Source organism: Reticulibacter mediterranei (genome assembly GCF_016587455.1).
On the sequence record NZ_BNJK01000001.1, the window covers coordinates 3,086,793 to 3,104,637 of the forward strand.

A 17,845-nucleotide genomic window follows, 5' to 3' on the forward strand; every position below is an offset into this window, starting at 1 on the left:
ATTACACCGCACATCGCCTATGGATGTTTCAACTGACAATCCAGTCTCTATTTCTACAAGACGTACCGGCACCTCGCTGACTCGCTTTTTTCACACTTTTCGCCACATTTACCCAGATCATCTCTCTGTTTGCGCCTCTGCTCTTGCTTACAGGATGATCTGGGCTGTTAATGGTTTGAAAATGATGTAATGGCGAGTCTCCGAATACACAGGGACTCAAGACTATGGGAATAATCTCCAGGCCACGCTTCTTTGCCGCCTCCAGGAGACGAGGCAACTCTACCTCATTGATAAACTTTGAAGCCAGGAAGTACTTGCTAATCAATAAAATGGCAACTGAAGCCGCTTCCAGCGCTTCTTCAATCTTTTCCCGCCATTTCGCCCCCACATCGATCTTTTTATCGCTCCACACATCTATTAACCCTTGCTTCTGATACACATTAAGATGGGGAAGCAGTTCTTTCAGGAAATGATCATCTTCGTGACAATAGCTAATAAAAACCGTCTTTCGCTCTTGCTCCTGGACGGCTATCTCAGAAGATGCAGGGGGGGTGGGCATGCGTAGAGGCAAGGGTTGGCTAAATGACCGACGTAACACTTTGAGAAAGTCTTTATAGCTATTGGTTTCAGCCACACAATACTTGCTGCACCGCTGAAGGAGGATGTTGTAGAGCGGTATATCTTCGACCGGCTCCTGTTCATTCACGTAATAAACAGCTTCACCTCTAATGGGAAAAGCCTGCTCTATCGCTCTATCCCATACTGGATCATATCCTATCATCAGCATCTCTTGTGCCAGGAGAGAGGACAAAAAGGCGCGCACCATAGGCCGGGCAGCAACATCCAACTCTTTTCCTGCTGCCGCGTAACAACGGGATTCGAGATCACCAAACGCTTTGACAATCGTCAAACGCTTGCGCTTCCGTAGATCGAGCTTTTGATTGGAAGAACGCAATAGATTCAACACATCGAAATCTCTCCCCTCCTTCATCCCCCCACGTAAACAGGCATTCTCAACAAAATTATCGATGCTGGTTGAAAGAATAACGCCAAACAGATCTTCCTGTATCAACTCCACCAGCCAATCGTCTTCCTCCCGCTGAGGCAGATCTTCAAGAGCTTTCCACAAAATATGATGGACATCGGCTTCCTTAAAACGCTTATCGCTTAATATTTTGTGGGATCGACCAAACTGCCCAACATTATTCAATCCATAGAATTCGTTCGTGCCAAACTTGCCCACAGTATCATAGAAAACGGCGTTATCCATCCACCCACTCGTTCTACTCCCCAGAAATAACGCCATAGACCGTTCTCGCTCCCTATGCTCCCGGAGCAACATAGCAATCTCCCTTGTGCTTATTGCTGGCAATCTTGTAAGCATAGAAATGGTTCCCTACCTCTTCTCCGAGTATGGATATGAACCAATCAAAGAAAACGCAAGAATATCCTGGGCATTACGGATATAATACATCTTTTCTACAATGTACTCAATACTTTTTTTACAAGTTTCCCTTGATTCGCCTCCTGGTCTTCTGATCGCGTACACCTGACATTGTGTACAGAACGCGGTATAATAAAGAACACGCATTCGGGACAGGCGTTCTATTCATCTGACAGAGCAAGATACCTTTGTTTGAAGGTGTTCCTACTATTAATAACGAAAAAGTTTCATATGAATGAAAAAATTCAGTCGGTGCTAAATTCTCTTCCCCATAAACCTGGCATCTATCTCATGAAAGATGACCAGGGAACGATTATCTATGTGGGTAAGGCCATCTCGCTTTTTAACCGGGTTCGTTCCTATTTCCAGGAATCTACCGATCTTAGCCCGAAAAACCGCAGCATGGTGGCAAAAATTGCCGATATCGAATTCCTTGTGGTCAACAACGAGGTCGAGGCGCTGGTGCTGGAAAGCAACTACATCAAGCAGTATCGCCCCAAATATAATGTGCTGCTGCGCGATGATAAGAATTATCCCTACATCAAAGTCTCTCTGACCGAAGATTTTCCCCGCGTCTATCGCGTCCGCAGCTTCCAACACGACGGCAACCGCTATTTCGGCCCCTATACCAATTCGGGCGCTGTTGACGCCACGCTTGACCTGCTGAACAAACTATTCGCCTTCCGTACCTGCCGCTACGACGCTAGCAATTGGGCACCACCACACAATGGAGAGCCGCCCGCCAACTGGAAACCGAAGCTGCTGGCTCGTCCCTGCACACAGTACTACATTCATCGCTGCATCGCTCCCTGCGTGGCCTACGCTACACGCGAAGAATACGATGCCATCATCAAACAGGTTATTCTCTTCCTCGAAGGCAAGCATGACGAGGTGCTCAAAACCCTGCAAGGGCAGATGGAAAAGGCCGCCGAAGATCTGAACTTTGAAGAGGCTGCCCGTGTGCGTGACCGCATCAAAGCCGTCGAGCGCATCCTCGAAAAGCAGCGCATCATCAATACTGAGGGACAGGATGATCAGGATGTGGTGGCAATGGCAAGCGGCGACGACGAGACCTGCGCCCTGGTCTTCTTCTTCCGCAGCGGCAAGCTGGTTGGGCGCGAATACTTTATCCTACAAGGCACGCGCGATAGCAGCCCCGGCGAGATCCTGACCTCATTCTTACAACAATTTTATGAAAGTTCACCCCATATTCCGGCAGAGATTATCGCAGAGGTCGAACCAGACGACCGGGCGGTGCTGCAAAACTGGCTCAAAGAGAAGCGCAAAGATCTCGCTACTGGTGGCTCTGCCGTGACCATCAACGTACCCAGGCGCGGCGATAAAGTGCGGCTGATCGAGATGGTCAAGCAAAACGCGCAAGAGATTCTAGAGCAGCAGCGTATCAAGTGGCTCTCGGATAGCCAGAAGACCCAGCTGGCGCTGGAGGAATTGCAGGAAGCGTTGAATCTGGTTGCTCCTCCGCAGCGCATCGAATGCTACGACATCTCAAATACACAGGGAACCAATTCAGTTGGCGCAATGGCCGTCTTTGAGGGTGGACGCCCCAAATCCAGCGAGTATCGCCGCTTTAAAATCAAAACCGTGCAGGGACAGAACGACGTTGCCAGCCACCAGGAGGTATTACGCCGCCGCTTCCGTCGCGCGGTTGCTGGTACCGCTGCTCAGGACATCCCCGACGAGTCCACAATCACTGATGAAACGGCAGACAGCGAGCAAGCGGCCAGCCAGTTCGAGCATGACTGGACCATGCCAGATTTGATCATCATGGATGGTGGCAAGGGACAGCTCAACGCAGCAATGGAGGTGATGCAGGAGTTGCACCTGGAAATTCCGGTGGTTGGCGTAGCCAAAGAAGAGGGGCTACATACCAAATCAACCACGCAGGAAGTGATCTTCACCCCCGGCTCACCCGAACCGATCCTTCTGCCGCGCACGTCTCAGGGTCTCTACCTGGTTCAACGCATCCGTGACGAGGCTCACCGCTTCGGCATCACCTACCATCGCAAGGTGCGTTCGGATCGCACGTTTAAATCTGCGCTCGATGAGATTCCGGGCATTGGTCCCAAGCGCAAACAGGTACTCATGAAGCATTTTGGCTCTGTTCGCGCGATCAGTGCCGCCAGCGTGGAAGATCTGGCTGCTCTAGAAGGTATGACCCGCGATGCTGCCGAAAAGGTAAAAGAGTATATCGGGCGCATCGGCTCCTGATGAAATTTTTTTGGCCGGGAGATTGTTCTTATTCTTAGAACGATCAACGATCATATGTGACTGCGTTGTTGTGCTGACCAGGAGTGCTAGCAGTCTCATATGATGATTGACAATACATACAAATAGCGCTACTATTAATTACAGATACGACGACGCACGTCGTCCATTTTTTCATCCCATCACACCTGCATGGCGTATGCCTGCAAGGGATTATGCATCTGATTTTCTAAGAGGTGATTGGTATATGCCAACGTACGAGTATCTCTGTCAATCCTGTAGCCACCGCTTCGAGACGTGGCAGAAAATGACCGATGAGCCTTTAACGACCTGCCCCGAATGTGGACAGCATATTCGCCGCGTCCTCTATGCCACTGGAGTTATCTTCAAAGGTTCTGGCTTCTATAAAACCGACCATAGCAACAATGGTACGCTGCCCACCGCCAATGGCGATTCCAGCAAAGCCGCGAGTACTACTGAGAGCGCAAAGAGCGACGCAAAAACCACTGAAAGCACGTCTAGCGAAGCGAGTACCACCAAAGCAACTGCGAGTGAGAACAAAACCGCTCGTGCCGCTGCTTCATAACCGCTTCGTGCCATAACTCTTATACTAGAGCGTGTTCATAAGTAGAAAATGCTATTGTCAATGAACACGCTCTGCTTGTTTCAGTAAAGGAGTAAGATTCTATGGCAGAATCTCTACTTGCAGGCATTCAACGCCAACAGATTGAGATCGCCGTTGGTGAGCTATTGCTCTCCTCGGACCACTACATGCAGACAAGCATCGTTGAGCGCATCCGCCACCTGATCGCGCATGCCGATGCCACGCTGGATATCACCAGGTTCAGCGACATGGCACGCGAAGAGCTGGTAGAGATGGGTCTGCTTCCTCCCACTTGGATAACAGGCGAAGAGCATGATGCCAGCGAGCAATAATCATGCTCTTCTGCCACAAGTATTTCCTTCACTCCAGAGAGCCATCTGTCCCAACCGATCCCTTCGCAAATCTCAGCTGGATACAACTTGATAGTCAATAGCAACTACCCAATATTCCTATAAATTCGCTCTTTCCGAAGCAACCTCTCATGTTTCGGTGTATACTAATTGCACAACCTCTAGCACTCAGCAGAGAATAATGCCAGTTACATCAGGAGAAAAGCGGGTATGCAGGTGCAGCATGAGCAAACACAGGAAGAATTGATCCAGTCGTTACAGAGACAGGTACACGAACTCACAACTGCAAATCTTTTTCTACAAGACCAGTTAGCACGCAAAGAGCAATTCACGGCAATGATCGCCCACGAGTTGCGCGGCCCGCTATCTCCGATTATCAACTATGCTCAGATGCTAGCCCGCCACGCCTGTTTGCCCAAAGCCCCTGAAGTCCTGGATGCAAACGCTTCAACATCGCCCAACACAGCTATTCAACGCCAGACTCGTATCATTGTCAGTCAGGCCAAGCGGCTGGCACGGCTGGTGGACGACCTGCTGGACGCCTCGCGCCTCACCTCCGGGCAGTTTACCCTTTTACGTACCCAGTGCGATCTCGTCGCGCTCGCGCAAGATCTGGTCGATCAACTGCGTCCCGTCGCCCCTTATCATACCTTTGTTTTGCAGGTGCCCGACGCTCCCGTCATCGGAAACTGGGATGGTGGACGACTTCAGCAAGCATTAGGAAATCTGCTGGACAATGCAATCAAATATTCTGATGAGGGCACCACGATTACAGTGAAAGTCTGGACGACACAGGATAAGGTACATGTGACGGTCCATAATCAGGGCGTCAGTATCCCATCGAACGACATTGGCTCGCTCTTCCGCCCCTATGCACGCATTCAGGCAACCAGTGGAGCACGGCAGGGGTCTGGTCTCGGCCTCTATATCACCAAATCTATCATTGAGGCCCACCAGGGAACACTCCGTTTAGAACCTCATGCCGACGAGACCCCTGCTGAAGAGCGTCGGGGAACGACCTTCTCTTTTGAGCTACCGCTGATCTCGCCTGCATAAGGCCTCTTTGCTCGCTACAAGCCTACTCGACCAGAGTAGTGTAGACGATCAGGCGTTGTGTGGTTTGATGCTCGCTGGCAACCCACTGGCCTGCACATGTAATCAAATTGAGATAGGAACCAGATTTATCGCCAAAAATGTTGTCGAGCGGTGCCTGCTGCGGCTCATATTTCTGCAACATCGTCACCCGGAAATGCAGCGTTTTTCCATCATGCGTCACGAGCATAATGGTATCGCCCGTATGCAACTCATGCAAATGCCAGAAAACCGCAGGCGCTCCCCCGGGACGATCCAGGTGCCCATCGATAACCGCGCTTCCCTTTTCGCCCGGCACCGGTCCATACTGATACCAGCCCACACCATCCCACTGCTGATTTTTCGGCACCTCCATGCTGCCATCAGCCGTGACACCCACCGCCTCTATTGGAGCATCGATATGTAGGGAAGGAATGAGCAAACGCGCACCCTCCCACCAGGCTGGTTCTGTTGCCGTTGGTTGCTCATCTTCCTCCGCATGTGCTTCGTCGTGCGAGGTCTTCATTCCTGTATTATGGCCGGACCAGGCCCAACTTCCGAGCGCTAATCCTGCCAGCACAAAGAGTAGCGCAAAAGCATACCAGTAACGACGCAACATCTTCATCACGGATCACCCTTCTCAAAAACGGATGGCCTGTGGCAACATGATTACCAGATTGCAACAGGCCAGCACTGAATCATCAACTACGGTAATACAGCACCATACGGGTTACTGCCCGTGGCAGGCAATTTGGGAAATGTCGTAGGAACAGTTCTCGTTGGTAACGTTACCGGCTTTTTGGGTGTCGGCGTCGGCTTCTGTGCACCGACAGTCGGCGTCGGAGTACTTGCTGCGGTCGAGGTGCTTGTTGCAGTTGGAATTGGATGCGCTCCCACCGTTGGCTCAGGCTTGTCAGAGTAGTCGGGAGGGCATCTGTCAACCCACTTGCTCTTCTGCTCCAGCGACTTGTCCATCCCCTGGACGAAACCGATATTAAAGTTATCGTTGCTTTGTCCTGGGGTAAGATGATCGACATTCACCTGGGGATAGTTCTTTACAGCAATAGTCTGACTCGCATTCGGCAATACGGCCCTGGAATCTCTTGCATGCTCACAATCGCTATTTGCCACTGTCAACTGATTGCCATGCAATGGGCCACCAACTGCATAATCCTGCGGATTATCCAGTCTAATTTGATAGCTGCTATCCGGGGAAACCGTGAAGGAATAATAACCGTTCGCATCGGTGATCTCTGTCCCTTCCAACTTCCCATCGCTCCCATATAAATGCACGGTCACATTGCGAATGCCTCGCTCTCCACTATCCTGAAGACCATTCAGGTTAGTATCCTGCCAGACGCGATTGCCAATTTCCACCGGCGTACTCGCGGCAAAACTGCTCCGCGTTTGAGAACCATCCACAGATTGACAGACATAAGCGAGCATACACAAAAGTAAAGCAAAAGAGAAACAGAGTAATGGTTTTTTTAACAGTCTTGTACTCCACCTGTTCACAGGTTTCTTCATAATTGTTTTTATCCTCCTACTGATTGATAGCCTGGAAGTACTCTCTCCTCAAGTCCTTCCAAACAGAGCAACAGGGTAGCAGAGTGCTCAAATAGTGTTTTTCCGTACTATTCCTAGCAATTTTTTCATCAAACTCTGCCATGTCAACCTACATACATTGTACGCACGAATGCAACCATAAGTCATTAAAATATATCTATTAACAAATGAACTGAATACATGCATTTCACAACTAAAACTAGTAATATTTCCCCTTTCGTAGTGGAGCGATTGATCGCGTTGGTTCGGCCTCACAAGCAGCTCTACCAACGCGATCAACCGCTCCACTACGAATTAGCCTGTAGAAATAGACAGGTGGGTATCAGATAGTTTAGGCAGCTACAAAAACTGGTGAATCTGGCGGTGCTTTGAAAAGGCTTTGGGGCTATACTTCTACTGTGCGAGGAAGTCCTACTCGACGGCTCCAGCATCTGGCAACCATACCGCATTGTGGAACCCGGTATGCACCAGAATGTTCGCAGGTATTTCTCTCTCTCATGAGATCTGTGCGAGCGAGGCGCAATCAACGGGACGATAGAGAAAAGTACTCAACGGAGCATGCCATCGGATATGACGTGTCTGGAGCCATCCGGGTAGGAAGCCTCTGGTCTCAGTATGATCAAGCGCATTGTATGAGACAACAGGCCTCTTTATAGTAAAGAAAGAATTGCTGGCATCTCAGAGAGCAAGCAGGAGCAGAAAGGAGCAACTCTGATGGGACAATGGGCCTATAAAGTCGTCTACATTGATTATCGTGGGCGCATCTCGTGTGAAGGTCAGGAGACCCAGATTGGCAACAACGAAAGGCGCAGTGCCTTCGCTCGCCGCTACATGAACGATTTAGGCAAAGAGAATTGGGAACTGGTCGGCATCCAACCCCTCACTTCAAACTCGGCCTATTATATCTTTAAACGACCTGCTCAGGAGGGTGATTACGCGACAGAGACGCCATCAACTGCCAGCCAACCACAAACGCCTCCACCACCAGCATCACCTGACAGCCCAACTATTGAAACAGCCTGATGCACCCTCTTCTATTGTTGTGGTGTGGGAGTGGGGCTGGTCACCAGCCCCACTCCCACACCACAACAATAGAACCTCTATTTATTTCACGCCTTCCGGCAAACACCGTAGAAGATCTTCAACCGATCTCACGATAAAGTCGCTTCCTCGCTGCTGATATAGCTCAACCTCGTTCTCAGGCACCAGCATGGCAACAAGCATCTCTGGCTCGCCATCAACTCTAACGGCTTGATAGTTGAGGATCAGGTCGTGATCGTCGGCGGTATCGCCAATATACAGACCCCCTCCGGTTCCCACCTGGTCGATTGCCAGACGCAAAGCGCGCGGATCGGGTTTGGCACAGATATCGGCGGGGATAATCACATCCCACCAGCGCTCGCCGCTGTATGCCTCCATCCGTTCCAGAGCGCTATCCACCTCAGCACCGACGCGGCCCGTAATCATGCCGAGATGCTGAATGCCAGCGGCACGCAGTTTGCGGGGAAAATCGGGTGCATAGAGCATCTCTTCGTTATGCACAAGCCCCTTTGCCTCAGGCAAATAATACGGTTCGCGACCAAAACGCTTGCGTAGCTCGTCGGCCCCCCAATAATATTCGTGATAGAGATCGCCGATCATGCCATAATCGAGGCGCGCGCTGGCGGGGATCGTTGCATTGACCCACTCGCGCCCTCCATGCCCTTGCAGATGCGCCTCTCGTTCCAGCACGGCCCATTCAGCTGTGCTCCGTTCGGCCAACGGCGTTCCCTTCCATTCGCGCAGCCGGGCTGTAAACAGAGAGGCCAGCAGATAGCACATGTCCCAATCGTTATTATAGCCACCTGCCTGCTTAAAAAGATCGACATCGTGCAATGTAATCCCTGGATACTGACCCCAATCCAGGCCATGCAGATTGCTCACGACGTATTCGGCGACCGCGATATCGGTCGCGCGAAACGAAGCCAGCGTTTTGATTAGAACGCCATCCACATCGAAAAAAATGGTATCAAACGGCTGAGGAAATTGCAGGTCCGGTCGCTTCCAGACTGCCGGATTATCATTATCCATAAAAGAGAGAAATGCCCTTTCACAAACGCGTCTATGTTCAATGCATTAAGTGAAGTCACAGTGCGGCACTATTCGCCGCTCTGCGCCCCTATTATAATACCTGACAACGCATTGAATGAAATCTTAACGCATGTGTCGGGGCAAGAAGAGCTTGAAAAATTGGCGAACCAGCAGGATTGCCACTGTATAAGCGACGATGGCAACGAGTGTAGAGCCATCGATATAATAGCCATCATAGGGCAGAGTAGGGAGAAAATGGTTAAATGGCAGGATCAATGGCTCGCTCAGCCAGTACATCCATTGTGTAAACAGACTGGTCTTGATCGCAAAGAGCGTGAGCAAAAAGCGGGTGGCAAGCAACGCCAGAGCCACCAGGAGAACCAGCGCCAGCAATTGATTGATCTTGCGGATCACCGCCGCAAAAAACCGGCCAACGCCGCGCAAGAAGCGCTTCAACCAGGGTTCGCGTAACAACAACTGGTTGGCAGGTAGGGGTGCGGTCACGGTTGGAAACACAGGCTCGGTATTCTCATTGTACAGACTAAAGTCGTCGGGCCTGCGCCCTCGCCCCCGCTGATTCAGTTGTATATGTTGCATGGTTTTCTTTTCCACTTCTTCTCTCAGGCAGCAGCATCCTAGTAAAGAAAACGCATTTCAGAGGCTATTTTCAAAGACATGACGAGCAACTATCAATTGCATTGTATCATGAGTTGCGTGTAATTTCTATCTGCGCGGAAAGATCCTCATCGCGCAAAATATGCACCTGGTCCCAGCCCTCACCAGGAGCCTCCTGAATCACACGTTGGAGCAAGCCATTGTGAAAGGTGATCACCTGTTCACCAACCAGGCGATTTCGTTGTTTGTCGCGGTGGGCGCAAATCTCGGGGGGAATATCAAAGATGAGCAGGCAGGTATGATAGCTGTGGCGGGCGGCCAGGGAAAGCAAACGGTGCCGCGCCTCCGGTTGCAGCGCCGTACTGTCCGCAATTGTAAAGCGATTTTGCAGCATACGCTTGAAAATGATGTAATGGAAAAGATCAAAGGTATCGCGATTTGCCTGCTGATTGTTCTCATCATCGCTCACCAGCGCCCGGCACTGATCTGATGAGACAATCATCGTGGGTCGGAAACCTTCTTCGCTATGGCATTGAATAACGCGCAGAGCAAAAGTACTTTTGCCTGCGCCCGCCGGTCCGCTCAATACCACAAGAGATCGTTGTGGTACTATAATAGCTGGTGGATCTTTTCGCTCTCCACTCATCGAAGCGCTCTCCATTGCGATGCTATCCCTCCTTTGATATAATGCGCATACATATATACGCCGTTTAGCGCTTAGGCGGAATACGTATTATGATTTACATGGATTTGCATGCCAGGGTTTATCATACAACATATTAGAGAATGCTGTTGTTGAGCATTCCTTTCTATACAATGTTTGTACCGCAAATGTTTCATTTTTAATAGAAATGGTCAGGCGGGTTTCAAGACCCCACCGTCGGGGCATCGTTGTAGCAACGATGCCCTATAATTTGAGGAGGATGCTGTGTCTGTAGATATTGTGCTTACTGGTACTGAAATTCGAGCGCGTTTTCTCGATTACTTTGCGAGCAAGGGTCATCTTAAAGTTCCCAGTTCTTCGCTCGTTCCTCGCAACGATCCGACGGTCCTGCTCACGACCGCTGGTATGCAGCAGATGATTCCTTACTTTCTGGGACGTGAAACCCCTCCTGCCATCCGGCTCACCTCGGCACAGAAGTGCTTCCGTACAACCGATATCGACATAGTTGGGAACCAGCGTACCCTCACCTTCTTCGAGATGCTGGGCAACTTCTCGGTCGGCGATTACTTTAAACGCGAGGCCATCACGTTTGCCTGGGAGTTTCTAACCCAGGTCGTCAAGCTGCCCGCTGATCGCCTGCACCCAACCGTCCATCCCGAAGACAACGAGGCTCCACAGTACTGGCATGAGATCGCTGGCTTCCCCGATGAAGCGATTGTGCGCCTGGAAGATAACTGGTGGGGGCCGCCTGGAGCCTCCGGTCCCTGCGGTCCTGACTCCGAGATCTATTATGATCGTGGCGTCGAGCTTGGTTGTGGGCGTCCTGACTGCCAGCCGGGATGCGATTGCGAGCGCTTTTTAGAGATCTGGAACCTGGTCTTTATGCAATACTATCAGGATCTCGACGGCACACGCACGCCGCTCCCACGCACCAATATCGACACTGGCATGGGCCTGGAACGCCTGGCAATGGTGTTGCAGAACAAAGAATCGGTCTTCGATACCGACATCTTCCGCACCATCATCGATTACTTTGCCGACCTCGCCAACACACACTATGGCAAAGACGCGAAAACCGATACTTCCCTACGCGTCATCGCCGATCATGCGCGCTCCCTGGTCTTCCTGGCGGCTGATGGCGTACTACCCAGCAACGAGGGTCGCGGCTATATCTTCCGCCGTATCCTGCGCCGCGCCGTTCGTCATGGTAAGCTGCTTGGCCTGGATAAGCCGTTTCTGTCGCTGGCCGCCGATACCGTCATCAAACAGATGGGCGACCACTACACCGAACTACACACGCAGCGCAACCGCATCGTTGAAGTGTTGAGTATGGAAGAGATCAAGTTCGGGCAAACACTCAACACCGGCCTGACGCTACTCAACGAACAGCTGGACCAGTTGAAACAACAAAACCATACAGTTATCCCCGGCGAAGATGTCTTCAAGCTCTACGATACACACGGCTTCCCGGTCGAACTTACTGAAGAGATCGCCGCCGAACATGGCTTCACCATCGACACCTCCGGCTTTGAGCAATCCATGCAACGTCAGCAGGAGCGTAGCCGCTCGGCCAGCACCTTTGTCCAGGCCTCCGATGATCGCGCCCTCACCGACATTCTGCAACGCGTCGGTCCCACAGAGTTTCTTGGCTATCAGGGCGTGACTGGAAGCGGAAAGATCGTCGGCCTCGTAGTAAATAGTGAAGAGGTAGACAGTATCAGCGCACCACAATCGGCGCTGGTGATCCTGGATGCCACGCCGTTCTATGCTGAGAGCGGTGGACAGATTGGGGATCGCGGCGACCTGACGGGACCAATGGGCAATTTCCAGGTGCAGGATACACGTCGGCCTCTCAAGGGCTTGATTGTTCATTACGGCTCTATTCTAGAAGGGCACCTGCGCGTGGGGGATACAGTGCAGGCAGAAGTGATCGGACTGCGCCGCGAAGATACGATGCGCAACCATAGCGCCACACACCTGCTACATAAAGCATTGCGCGATCTGCTGGGAACTCAGGTAGAGCAGCGCGGCTCGCTTGTAGAGCCGGAGCGCCTGCGCTTCGACTTTACCAGTCCACGCGCGCTCACGCCTTCCGATCTTGCCCAGGTGGACGAGCAGATCAATCGCTGGATACGCGCCGATTTCCCGGTCAATACAAAAATTCTGCCCTTACAGGAAGCACTGACGATTGGTGCAATGGCCCTCTTTGGCGAGAAGTACGAGGACCTTGTGCGCGTCGTCTCTATGGGAAGCAGCACGGAGCTGTGTGGCGGCACCCATTGTGTCTCAACAGGCCAGATCGGTCTCTACATCACCATTCAGGAGACCAGTATCGCCGCTGGCATTCGACGCATCGAAGCACTGACCGGGCGAGCAGCCGAGGCATATCTGCGCCGTCGCAGCGCTCTGGTTGAGACGCTTTCGGCGAAGTTACAAACCCAGCCGGATAATCTGGAGGCTCGCACCGAGCAACTATTGCAGGAGCTTGCTGCCAGTCGTCGCCAGGTCGCTCAATATCAACGGGAAGCGGCTCTACAACAGGCCGGAAGCATCGCTGAGCATGCTCAGAATGTCGAGGGTGTCGCGGTTGTCGCATCGAGCGTCAATGCCCCCGATGATAAAGTGCTGCGCGAAATGGGCGATATGGTGCGTTCTAAACTAGGGAAACCTGGTGTCGTGGTTCTGGCTGGCGTCTTCGATGAGCGTATCGCCATTCAGGTGAGCGTCGATGCCACGCTGACCAAACGAGGACTGCATGCAGGGAAAATAGCAGCCGCCGTTGGTCAACGGCTGGGCGGCAAAGGTGGCGGACGCCCTGAATCGGCACAGGGTGGAGGCAAAAATAAAGCCGAGCTAGGGGCGGCGCTGGATCTGGTCGGCCCATTGGTGAAACAAAATCTTAAATGAACTTTGCCACTGGAGCGACTTTTGTGCTATAACGTACAAGAGGAGCGGCATGGTCTGGAACATTTGGAGGCACGTCCCTTTGCTGGCAGTGAGTCACAATAGATTTGGAATGAGAGAAGATGAAGGGTCTCTGGCAAAGTCTGCGTCAATTCCTCGCGCGTAGGCAAGAGGATGAGCTAGATTATGGCATAGATGATGAGTATGACGACCTCCAGAACTTCAGTAACGGTGGTCAGCGTCAACTTTTTACCGCACTTGATGTCGGAACAGCCTATGCCAAAGCAATTATCGTGGAGATGCAAGGGGATCAGGCCGAGGTATTAGGGGTGGGGCGTCATCCACAAAGTTTCACGCACATGTCCGATGGCATCGTCACAGACATACCAGGAGTCATCGCCAACTGTAACGAGGCTCTGCTCAAGGCGGAAAAAGCGGCGGGGGGGCAGATCGCGCCTTCCGCCATCATTGGCATCGCGGGAGAACTGGTCAAAGGCAGTTCGGTAACGGTAGCCCGGCAGCGGCAACATCCGAGCCGCCCGATTACGCCCGAAGAACTGGATGGGTTGATCACTGGCGCGCAACAGCGCTTGCTCAAAAGCGCCAAAGAGCGCATCGCCGCCGAGACGGGCTATTCAAATATTGAAGTGCGCCTGACCAATGCGGCGGTTATTTCTGTGCGCATCGATGGACAGAACGTCACCAATCCCATTGGCTTCAAAGGCCGTCACTTCTCCCTGACGCTCTTCAGCGCCTTCGCTCCCCTAATGCAACTAGGAGCCTTAGAAGCTGTGGCACAGGGATTAGACCTGACCTTGCTGGCTATCGTGGCGGAGCCATATGCACTGGCTCGCTGCCTGAGTACGAATGCCGGAGCCGACAGCGGAGCTATTTTTATCGATGTGGGTGGCGGCACAACGGATATTGCCCTGGTGCGACAGGGGGGCATCGAAGAGACGCGCATGTTTGCCCTCGGCGGTCGCACGTTTACGCGCCGTATCGCCACCAGCAAAGGTATCTCGATTAAAGATGCCGAGCGGCTCAAAATCAGCTATAGTAATGGGGAAATCAAAGGAGCCAGCCGGGATGAGATCGAGGCTATTCTGGCCCCCGAATGTCAGACCTGGATGGATAGCATAGAACTGCTTATTGAAGAATTATCAAAGGGTGAACTTCTCCCGCCAGCGATCTACGTCGTCGGTGGTGGTTCGGCACTGACAGATCTTTACCAGAAGCTCGAAACGTTCCCCTGGACAGAGCGCCTACCCTTTTCACGCAAACCAATCATTCGCACAGTTCTACCAGAAATGGTTGCCAGCATCGGCGACCCGGCAGGCATGTTAATCAATGCGCAGGATATTACGCCGATGGCCCTGGCTTATCAGGCGATCGACTTACAAAATGAAAATAACGTTCTGGAGAGAGCGCTCGAACGGGTCATCGATAACATGCACATCTAAATTTCACTCCGCTTATTTGGAGAGCAAACAATAACAAAAAAACATGCGTACAGTAAACAGGTCAATTGATGATGCAATAAGGGGAATTTGGGCTTATGAGTGAAGAGCAAACCATTTATATTGGACCTGAAGACGATTTAACAAGCGTACGAGAGCGCCTGGAGAGCATTCAGTCGCGGCGCGTAACTCTAGTGATTCCCGCACAGACGCAGTTACGGAGCCATGTCGCCTGGAAGCTTCTGCACGCGCGGGCACGCGAGCTAAGCAAGGATGTCCTGATTGTCAGTTCTGATCCACAAATCCGCTCGGTAGCTCAGGCCGTCAAGTTCAAAGTAGCTCATTCTCTGGAATCGTCACCCATCATCCGATCACGTCCTACGACTAGCCGTACCGGACGTTCAAGCGCAGCCGGTCGAGGCAAGACGTCGAAGCAAAGAGATCCAGAAGCGCGCGGCCCACGCAGCGCATCCCGTTCTGGCAGTTCTGCTTCAGCCTCTCCTGCGCGGCCTCAATCCCAACCGTTACCAGCAAAATCGGCCAAACCTTCCGGGCAGCTGCCACCAAAAAACACGGTCAAAAACGTTGAAAGCCAGCCAGTGCAGGAAGATGAGGCGACCACTGGCAAGCTCCAGGAGCCATTTTCTCCCCCTATCTTTGATATATCGGAGAAAGAGGCTCCCTATGAGTATAGTCGTAACGAGGCTCCTCAACCGCCGCCAGTTACGCCCATGCCTGCGATCCATCCACTCTCGCCCGAACAGATCGACGAGGAACCAGATCTGCTATTTGAAGATTTTCAACTGGCGCAGGATATTCGCCGCGCTGCCAGCAACGAAACAGCGAACAAGGCAACCCCGCAGGTCGAGCCACTCAAAGAGGCTCCTCCTCGAGCAGAACCGAGGCCGCCCCATCGCTCCGTTCTCTTGCCGCACCCGGTCGATGATCCTTTCGCCTCTATGGAGGATGATTCTAAGCCACCAGTCCGGGCAGAACAACGCGGTGGCGTCTCGCTGGAGGGATCTGACACAACCGAGCAGCAGGCGGTTCAGGATATCGCCGAGATGCCAACAGGCATCCTTGACCATGATATCGAAGATATGGGCGATCAAGGCGCGTTTGAGATCTTTTCCGACGCTCCTCCCATCACCCACCACGACTGGGAAGACGAGATCCATACCAGCAAGCCGGTACAAAAACCTGAGCCTGAACGAGAGCCTTCGACGCGCGGCAGTCGCTCAGGAAACCTGAAGAAAACGCCCCGGCCAACACGACCAGATCTAGGGAACGAGGATGCCCTGCCTCCGGTCCAGGAGCGACCCACGCGGGTCATTCCGACCACATCCAAACCACTATCTCCAGCCGCTTCCAGGCCGCTATCGAGAAGTGGAGGATTGGCACAGCCTGCACGCCCTGCGGCGTCAGCCAGCAACCGTCCAGGCGCTCCAGTCGCACCTGCCAGCAATCGCCCAGGTACACCAGCACGCAGCAGGCCAGGGCTGTCACGTCCGCAACAACGGCCCAAAGACAAACCCGCTCGTCAGCCAGCGCCCCAGCGCTCACGAGCAGGAAGAGCGGCGGCGACCCAACAGCGCAACATTGCAGCCTATATCTCCATTTTCGTTATCATACTTATATTGCTTTTCGTTGGTGCCCTCGCCTACTTTATTCCATCCGCGCAGGTCACTGTCACGCTCCCGTCACACACTTATACGCATGACATCGCCTTAAAGGTCGTGTCAGCGGGACAACTGGCAAAAGACCAGCAGGCGACAGGAACGATGATTGGCGGCGATGAACTGACCAGAACCTTTACCAAAAGTGGTACGGGAACAGCTACCGGCACTGAAAAGATCAACAATCAGACCGCGATTGGTAGTGTATTCTTCACCAACAACGGTACATCGCTCGTGACAGTTCCTACTGGTACGATTGTTGCCACAGCCGGAGCCAATGGACAGAAATTCGTCACCACAGCAAACGCCGTCGTTCCCCCTCCTGGCAGCAACGTTGGCAATACAACGGAGGTGCCTATCGAGGCGCAGAGTCCCGGTCCCGCTGGCAACGTCAAGAGCGGGACGATCACGGTAATTCCCGACGACAGCCAGAGCCAGATTGCCAAAGCCAGCGATAGCAATATGACGCCGGCCAACCTGAAGTTGCTGGTCAGCAATGCCGCAGCGACCACTGGAGGGGGTGCGGGCAATGCGACAGTAGTGAGCCAGAAGGATCTTGATGCTGTCAAAAAAACCCTGCAAGATGCATTGCAAAGTGATATCGATGCCTGGGTGAAGCAGCAGAAGGTGGGGCAGGGAGACATCGTAGGCACACGTAAAATCGACGCCACATTGAGTAAAGCACCGGCTGCCAAAACGCCTGCGAAGAGCGGAACCTTCCCGGCTGAGTTATCCGCCACCGTCACGTTGATGATTGTTCGCCACACAGCCTTGCAAAATGCTACTATTCAGCAACTCAATACCTTGTTGGCAAAGGATCAGAATTATAAGGGTTATATCGTTTCACACGATGCTCGCCAGCCTTTACAGATCCAGCAACTCAAACAGAGTGGCGAGGGAACGGCATTGACACTCAACTTTAAGGCGCAGGCTCAGACCATTCCCAATCTCACGATACAGCAGGTCCAAACGCTGGTAGCGGGCAAACAAATTCCCGATGCCACCCGTCTGCTCAAGGGGCTCAAAGATGTGCAGGATGTCTCTATTCAAACATCCCCCGGCTTTGTCTCCTGGGTGACAACCTGGACGCCCAATATCCATATCGTGTTTGTGCCTGGCACGGCACCGAAGAAGTAGAGAGAATGCGATCAATAAGGGGTAGTAGTACTAATTTTTGGCGCTATTACCCCTTACTTCT

At 52.4% G+C, this 17,845-nt stretch carries 14 protein-coding genes; 8 read left to right on the top strand and 6 right to left on the bottom strand.

What is annotated here, in order from left to right; all coding sequences use genetic code 11:
- Positions 1-28: 28 nt before the first annotated feature.
- A complete protein-coding gene (locus tag K3T83_RS13100) occupies positions 29-1,306 on the bottom strand; it encodes a toll/interleukin-1 receptor domain-containing protein (protein WP_220203412.1) in 1,278 nt (425 codons plus the stop codon).
- 369 nt (positions 1,307-1,675) lie between these two features.
- Here K3T83_RS13100 and uvrC point away from each other — a divergent pair, with 369 nt between their 5' ends.
- The 4 genes from uvrC to K3T83_RS13120 all read left to right on the top strand — a co-directional run bounded on the left by uvrC (position 1,676) and on the right by K3T83_RS13120 (position 5,680).
- The gene (gene uvrC / locus K3T83_RS13105; RefSeq protein WP_220203413.1) at positions 1,676-3,673 is read left to right on the top strand and encodes an excinuclease ABC subunit UvrC; all 1,998 of its coding nucleotides are present in this window, start codon (positions 1,676-1,678) and stop codon (positions 3,671-3,673) included.
- A 244-nt stretch (positions 3,674-3,917) separates the two neighbouring features.
- Positions 3,918-4,256, top strand: a complete 339-nt coding sequence (locus tag K3T83_RS13110; protein ID WP_220203414.1) for an FmdB family zinc ribbon protein — start codon at positions 3,918-3,920, stop codon at positions 4,254-4,256.
- A gap of 101 nt (positions 4,257-4,357) precedes the next feature.
- Complete coding sequence (locus K3T83_RS13115) at positions 4,358-4,606, top strand: hypothetical protein (protein ID WP_220203415.1); 249 nt, start codon at positions 4,358-4,360, stop codon at positions 4,604-4,606.
- Between the two features lie 228 nt (positions 4,607-4,834).
- Complete coding sequence (locus K3T83_RS13120; protein ID WP_220203416.1) at positions 4,835-5,680, top strand: sensor histidine kinase; 846 nt, start codon at positions 4,835-4,837, stop codon at positions 5,678-5,680.
- A gap of 22 nt (positions 5,681-5,702) precedes the next feature.
- Here the strand turns inward: K3T83_RS13120 and K3T83_RS13125 are convergent, their stop codons facing one another.
- Both K3T83_RS13125 and K3T83_RS13130 read right to left on the bottom strand, forming a co-directional pair.
- On the bottom strand, positions 5,703-6,320 hold the full coding sequence (locus K3T83_RS13125; RefSeq protein WP_236065116.1) for a class F sortase: 618 nt from the start codon (positions 6,318-6,320) through the stop codon (positions 5,703-5,705).
- An 80-nt stretch (positions 6,321-6,400) separates the two neighbouring features.
- On the bottom strand, positions 6,401-7,222 hold the full coding sequence (locus K3T83_RS13130) for an SdrD B-like domain-containing protein (protein WP_220203418.1): 822 nt from the start codon (positions 7,220-7,222) through the stop codon (positions 6,401-6,403).
- Between the two features lie 753 nt (positions 7,223-7,975).
- Between K3T83_RS13130 and K3T83_RS13135 the strand changes: the two genes are divergently transcribed.
- Positions 7,976-8,284 (top strand): DUF4177 domain-containing protein, encoded by a 309-nt coding sequence (locus K3T83_RS13135; RefSeq protein ID WP_220203419.1) that lies wholly within the window; start codon positions 7,976-7,978, stop codon positions 8,282-8,284.
- A gap of 81 nt (positions 8,285-8,365) precedes the next feature.
- Here K3T83_RS13135 and K3T83_RS13140 read toward each other — a convergent pair whose 3' ends face one another.
- The 3 genes from K3T83_RS13140 to K3T83_RS13150 form a co-directional block, all read right to left on the bottom strand.
- Entirely contained in the window at positions 8,366-9,331 is a 966-nt protein-coding gene (locus K3T83_RS13140) for an HAD family hydrolase (RefSeq protein WP_220203420.1), read from the bottom strand.
- Positions 9,332-9,454: 123 nt separating this feature from the next.
- Positions 9,455-9,928 carry a YggT family protein gene (locus K3T83_RS13145; protein ID WP_220203421.1) on the bottom strand — a complete coding sequence of 158 codons (474 nt, stop codon included), beginning with the start codon at positions 9,926-9,928 and terminating at the stop codon, positions 9,455-9,457.
- Positions 9,929-10,034: 106 nt separating this feature from the next.
- Positions 10,035-10,592 carry an AAA family ATPase gene (locus K3T83_RS13150; protein WP_220203422.1) on the bottom strand — a complete coding sequence of 186 codons (558 nt, stop codon included), beginning with the start codon at positions 10,590-10,592 and terminating at the stop codon, positions 10,035-10,037.
- A gap of 282 nt (positions 10,593-10,874) precedes the next feature.
- On the opposite strand from K3T83_RS13150, the gene alaS reads away from it, so the two are divergent.
- The 3 genes from alaS to K3T83_RS13165 all read left to right on the top strand — a co-directional run bounded on the left by alaS (position 10,875) and on the right by K3T83_RS13165 (position 17,784).
- A complete protein-coding gene (gene alaS / locus K3T83_RS13155) occupies positions 10,875-13,517 on the top strand; it encodes an alanine--tRNA ligase (protein ID WP_220203423.1) in 2,643 nt (880 codons plus the stop codon).
- A gap of 119 nt (positions 13,518-13,636) precedes the next feature.
- A complete protein-coding gene (locus K3T83_RS13160) occupies positions 13,637-14,974 on the top strand; it encodes a cell division FtsA domain-containing protein (RefSeq protein WP_220203424.1) in 1,338 nt (445 codons plus the stop codon).
- Positions 14,975-15,069: 95 nt separating this feature from the next.
- Entirely contained in the window at positions 15,070-17,784 is a 2,715-nt protein-coding gene (locus K3T83_RS13165) for a baseplate J/gp47 family protein (protein ID WP_220203425.1), read from the top strand.
- Positions 17,785-17,845: the final 61 nt, after the last annotated feature.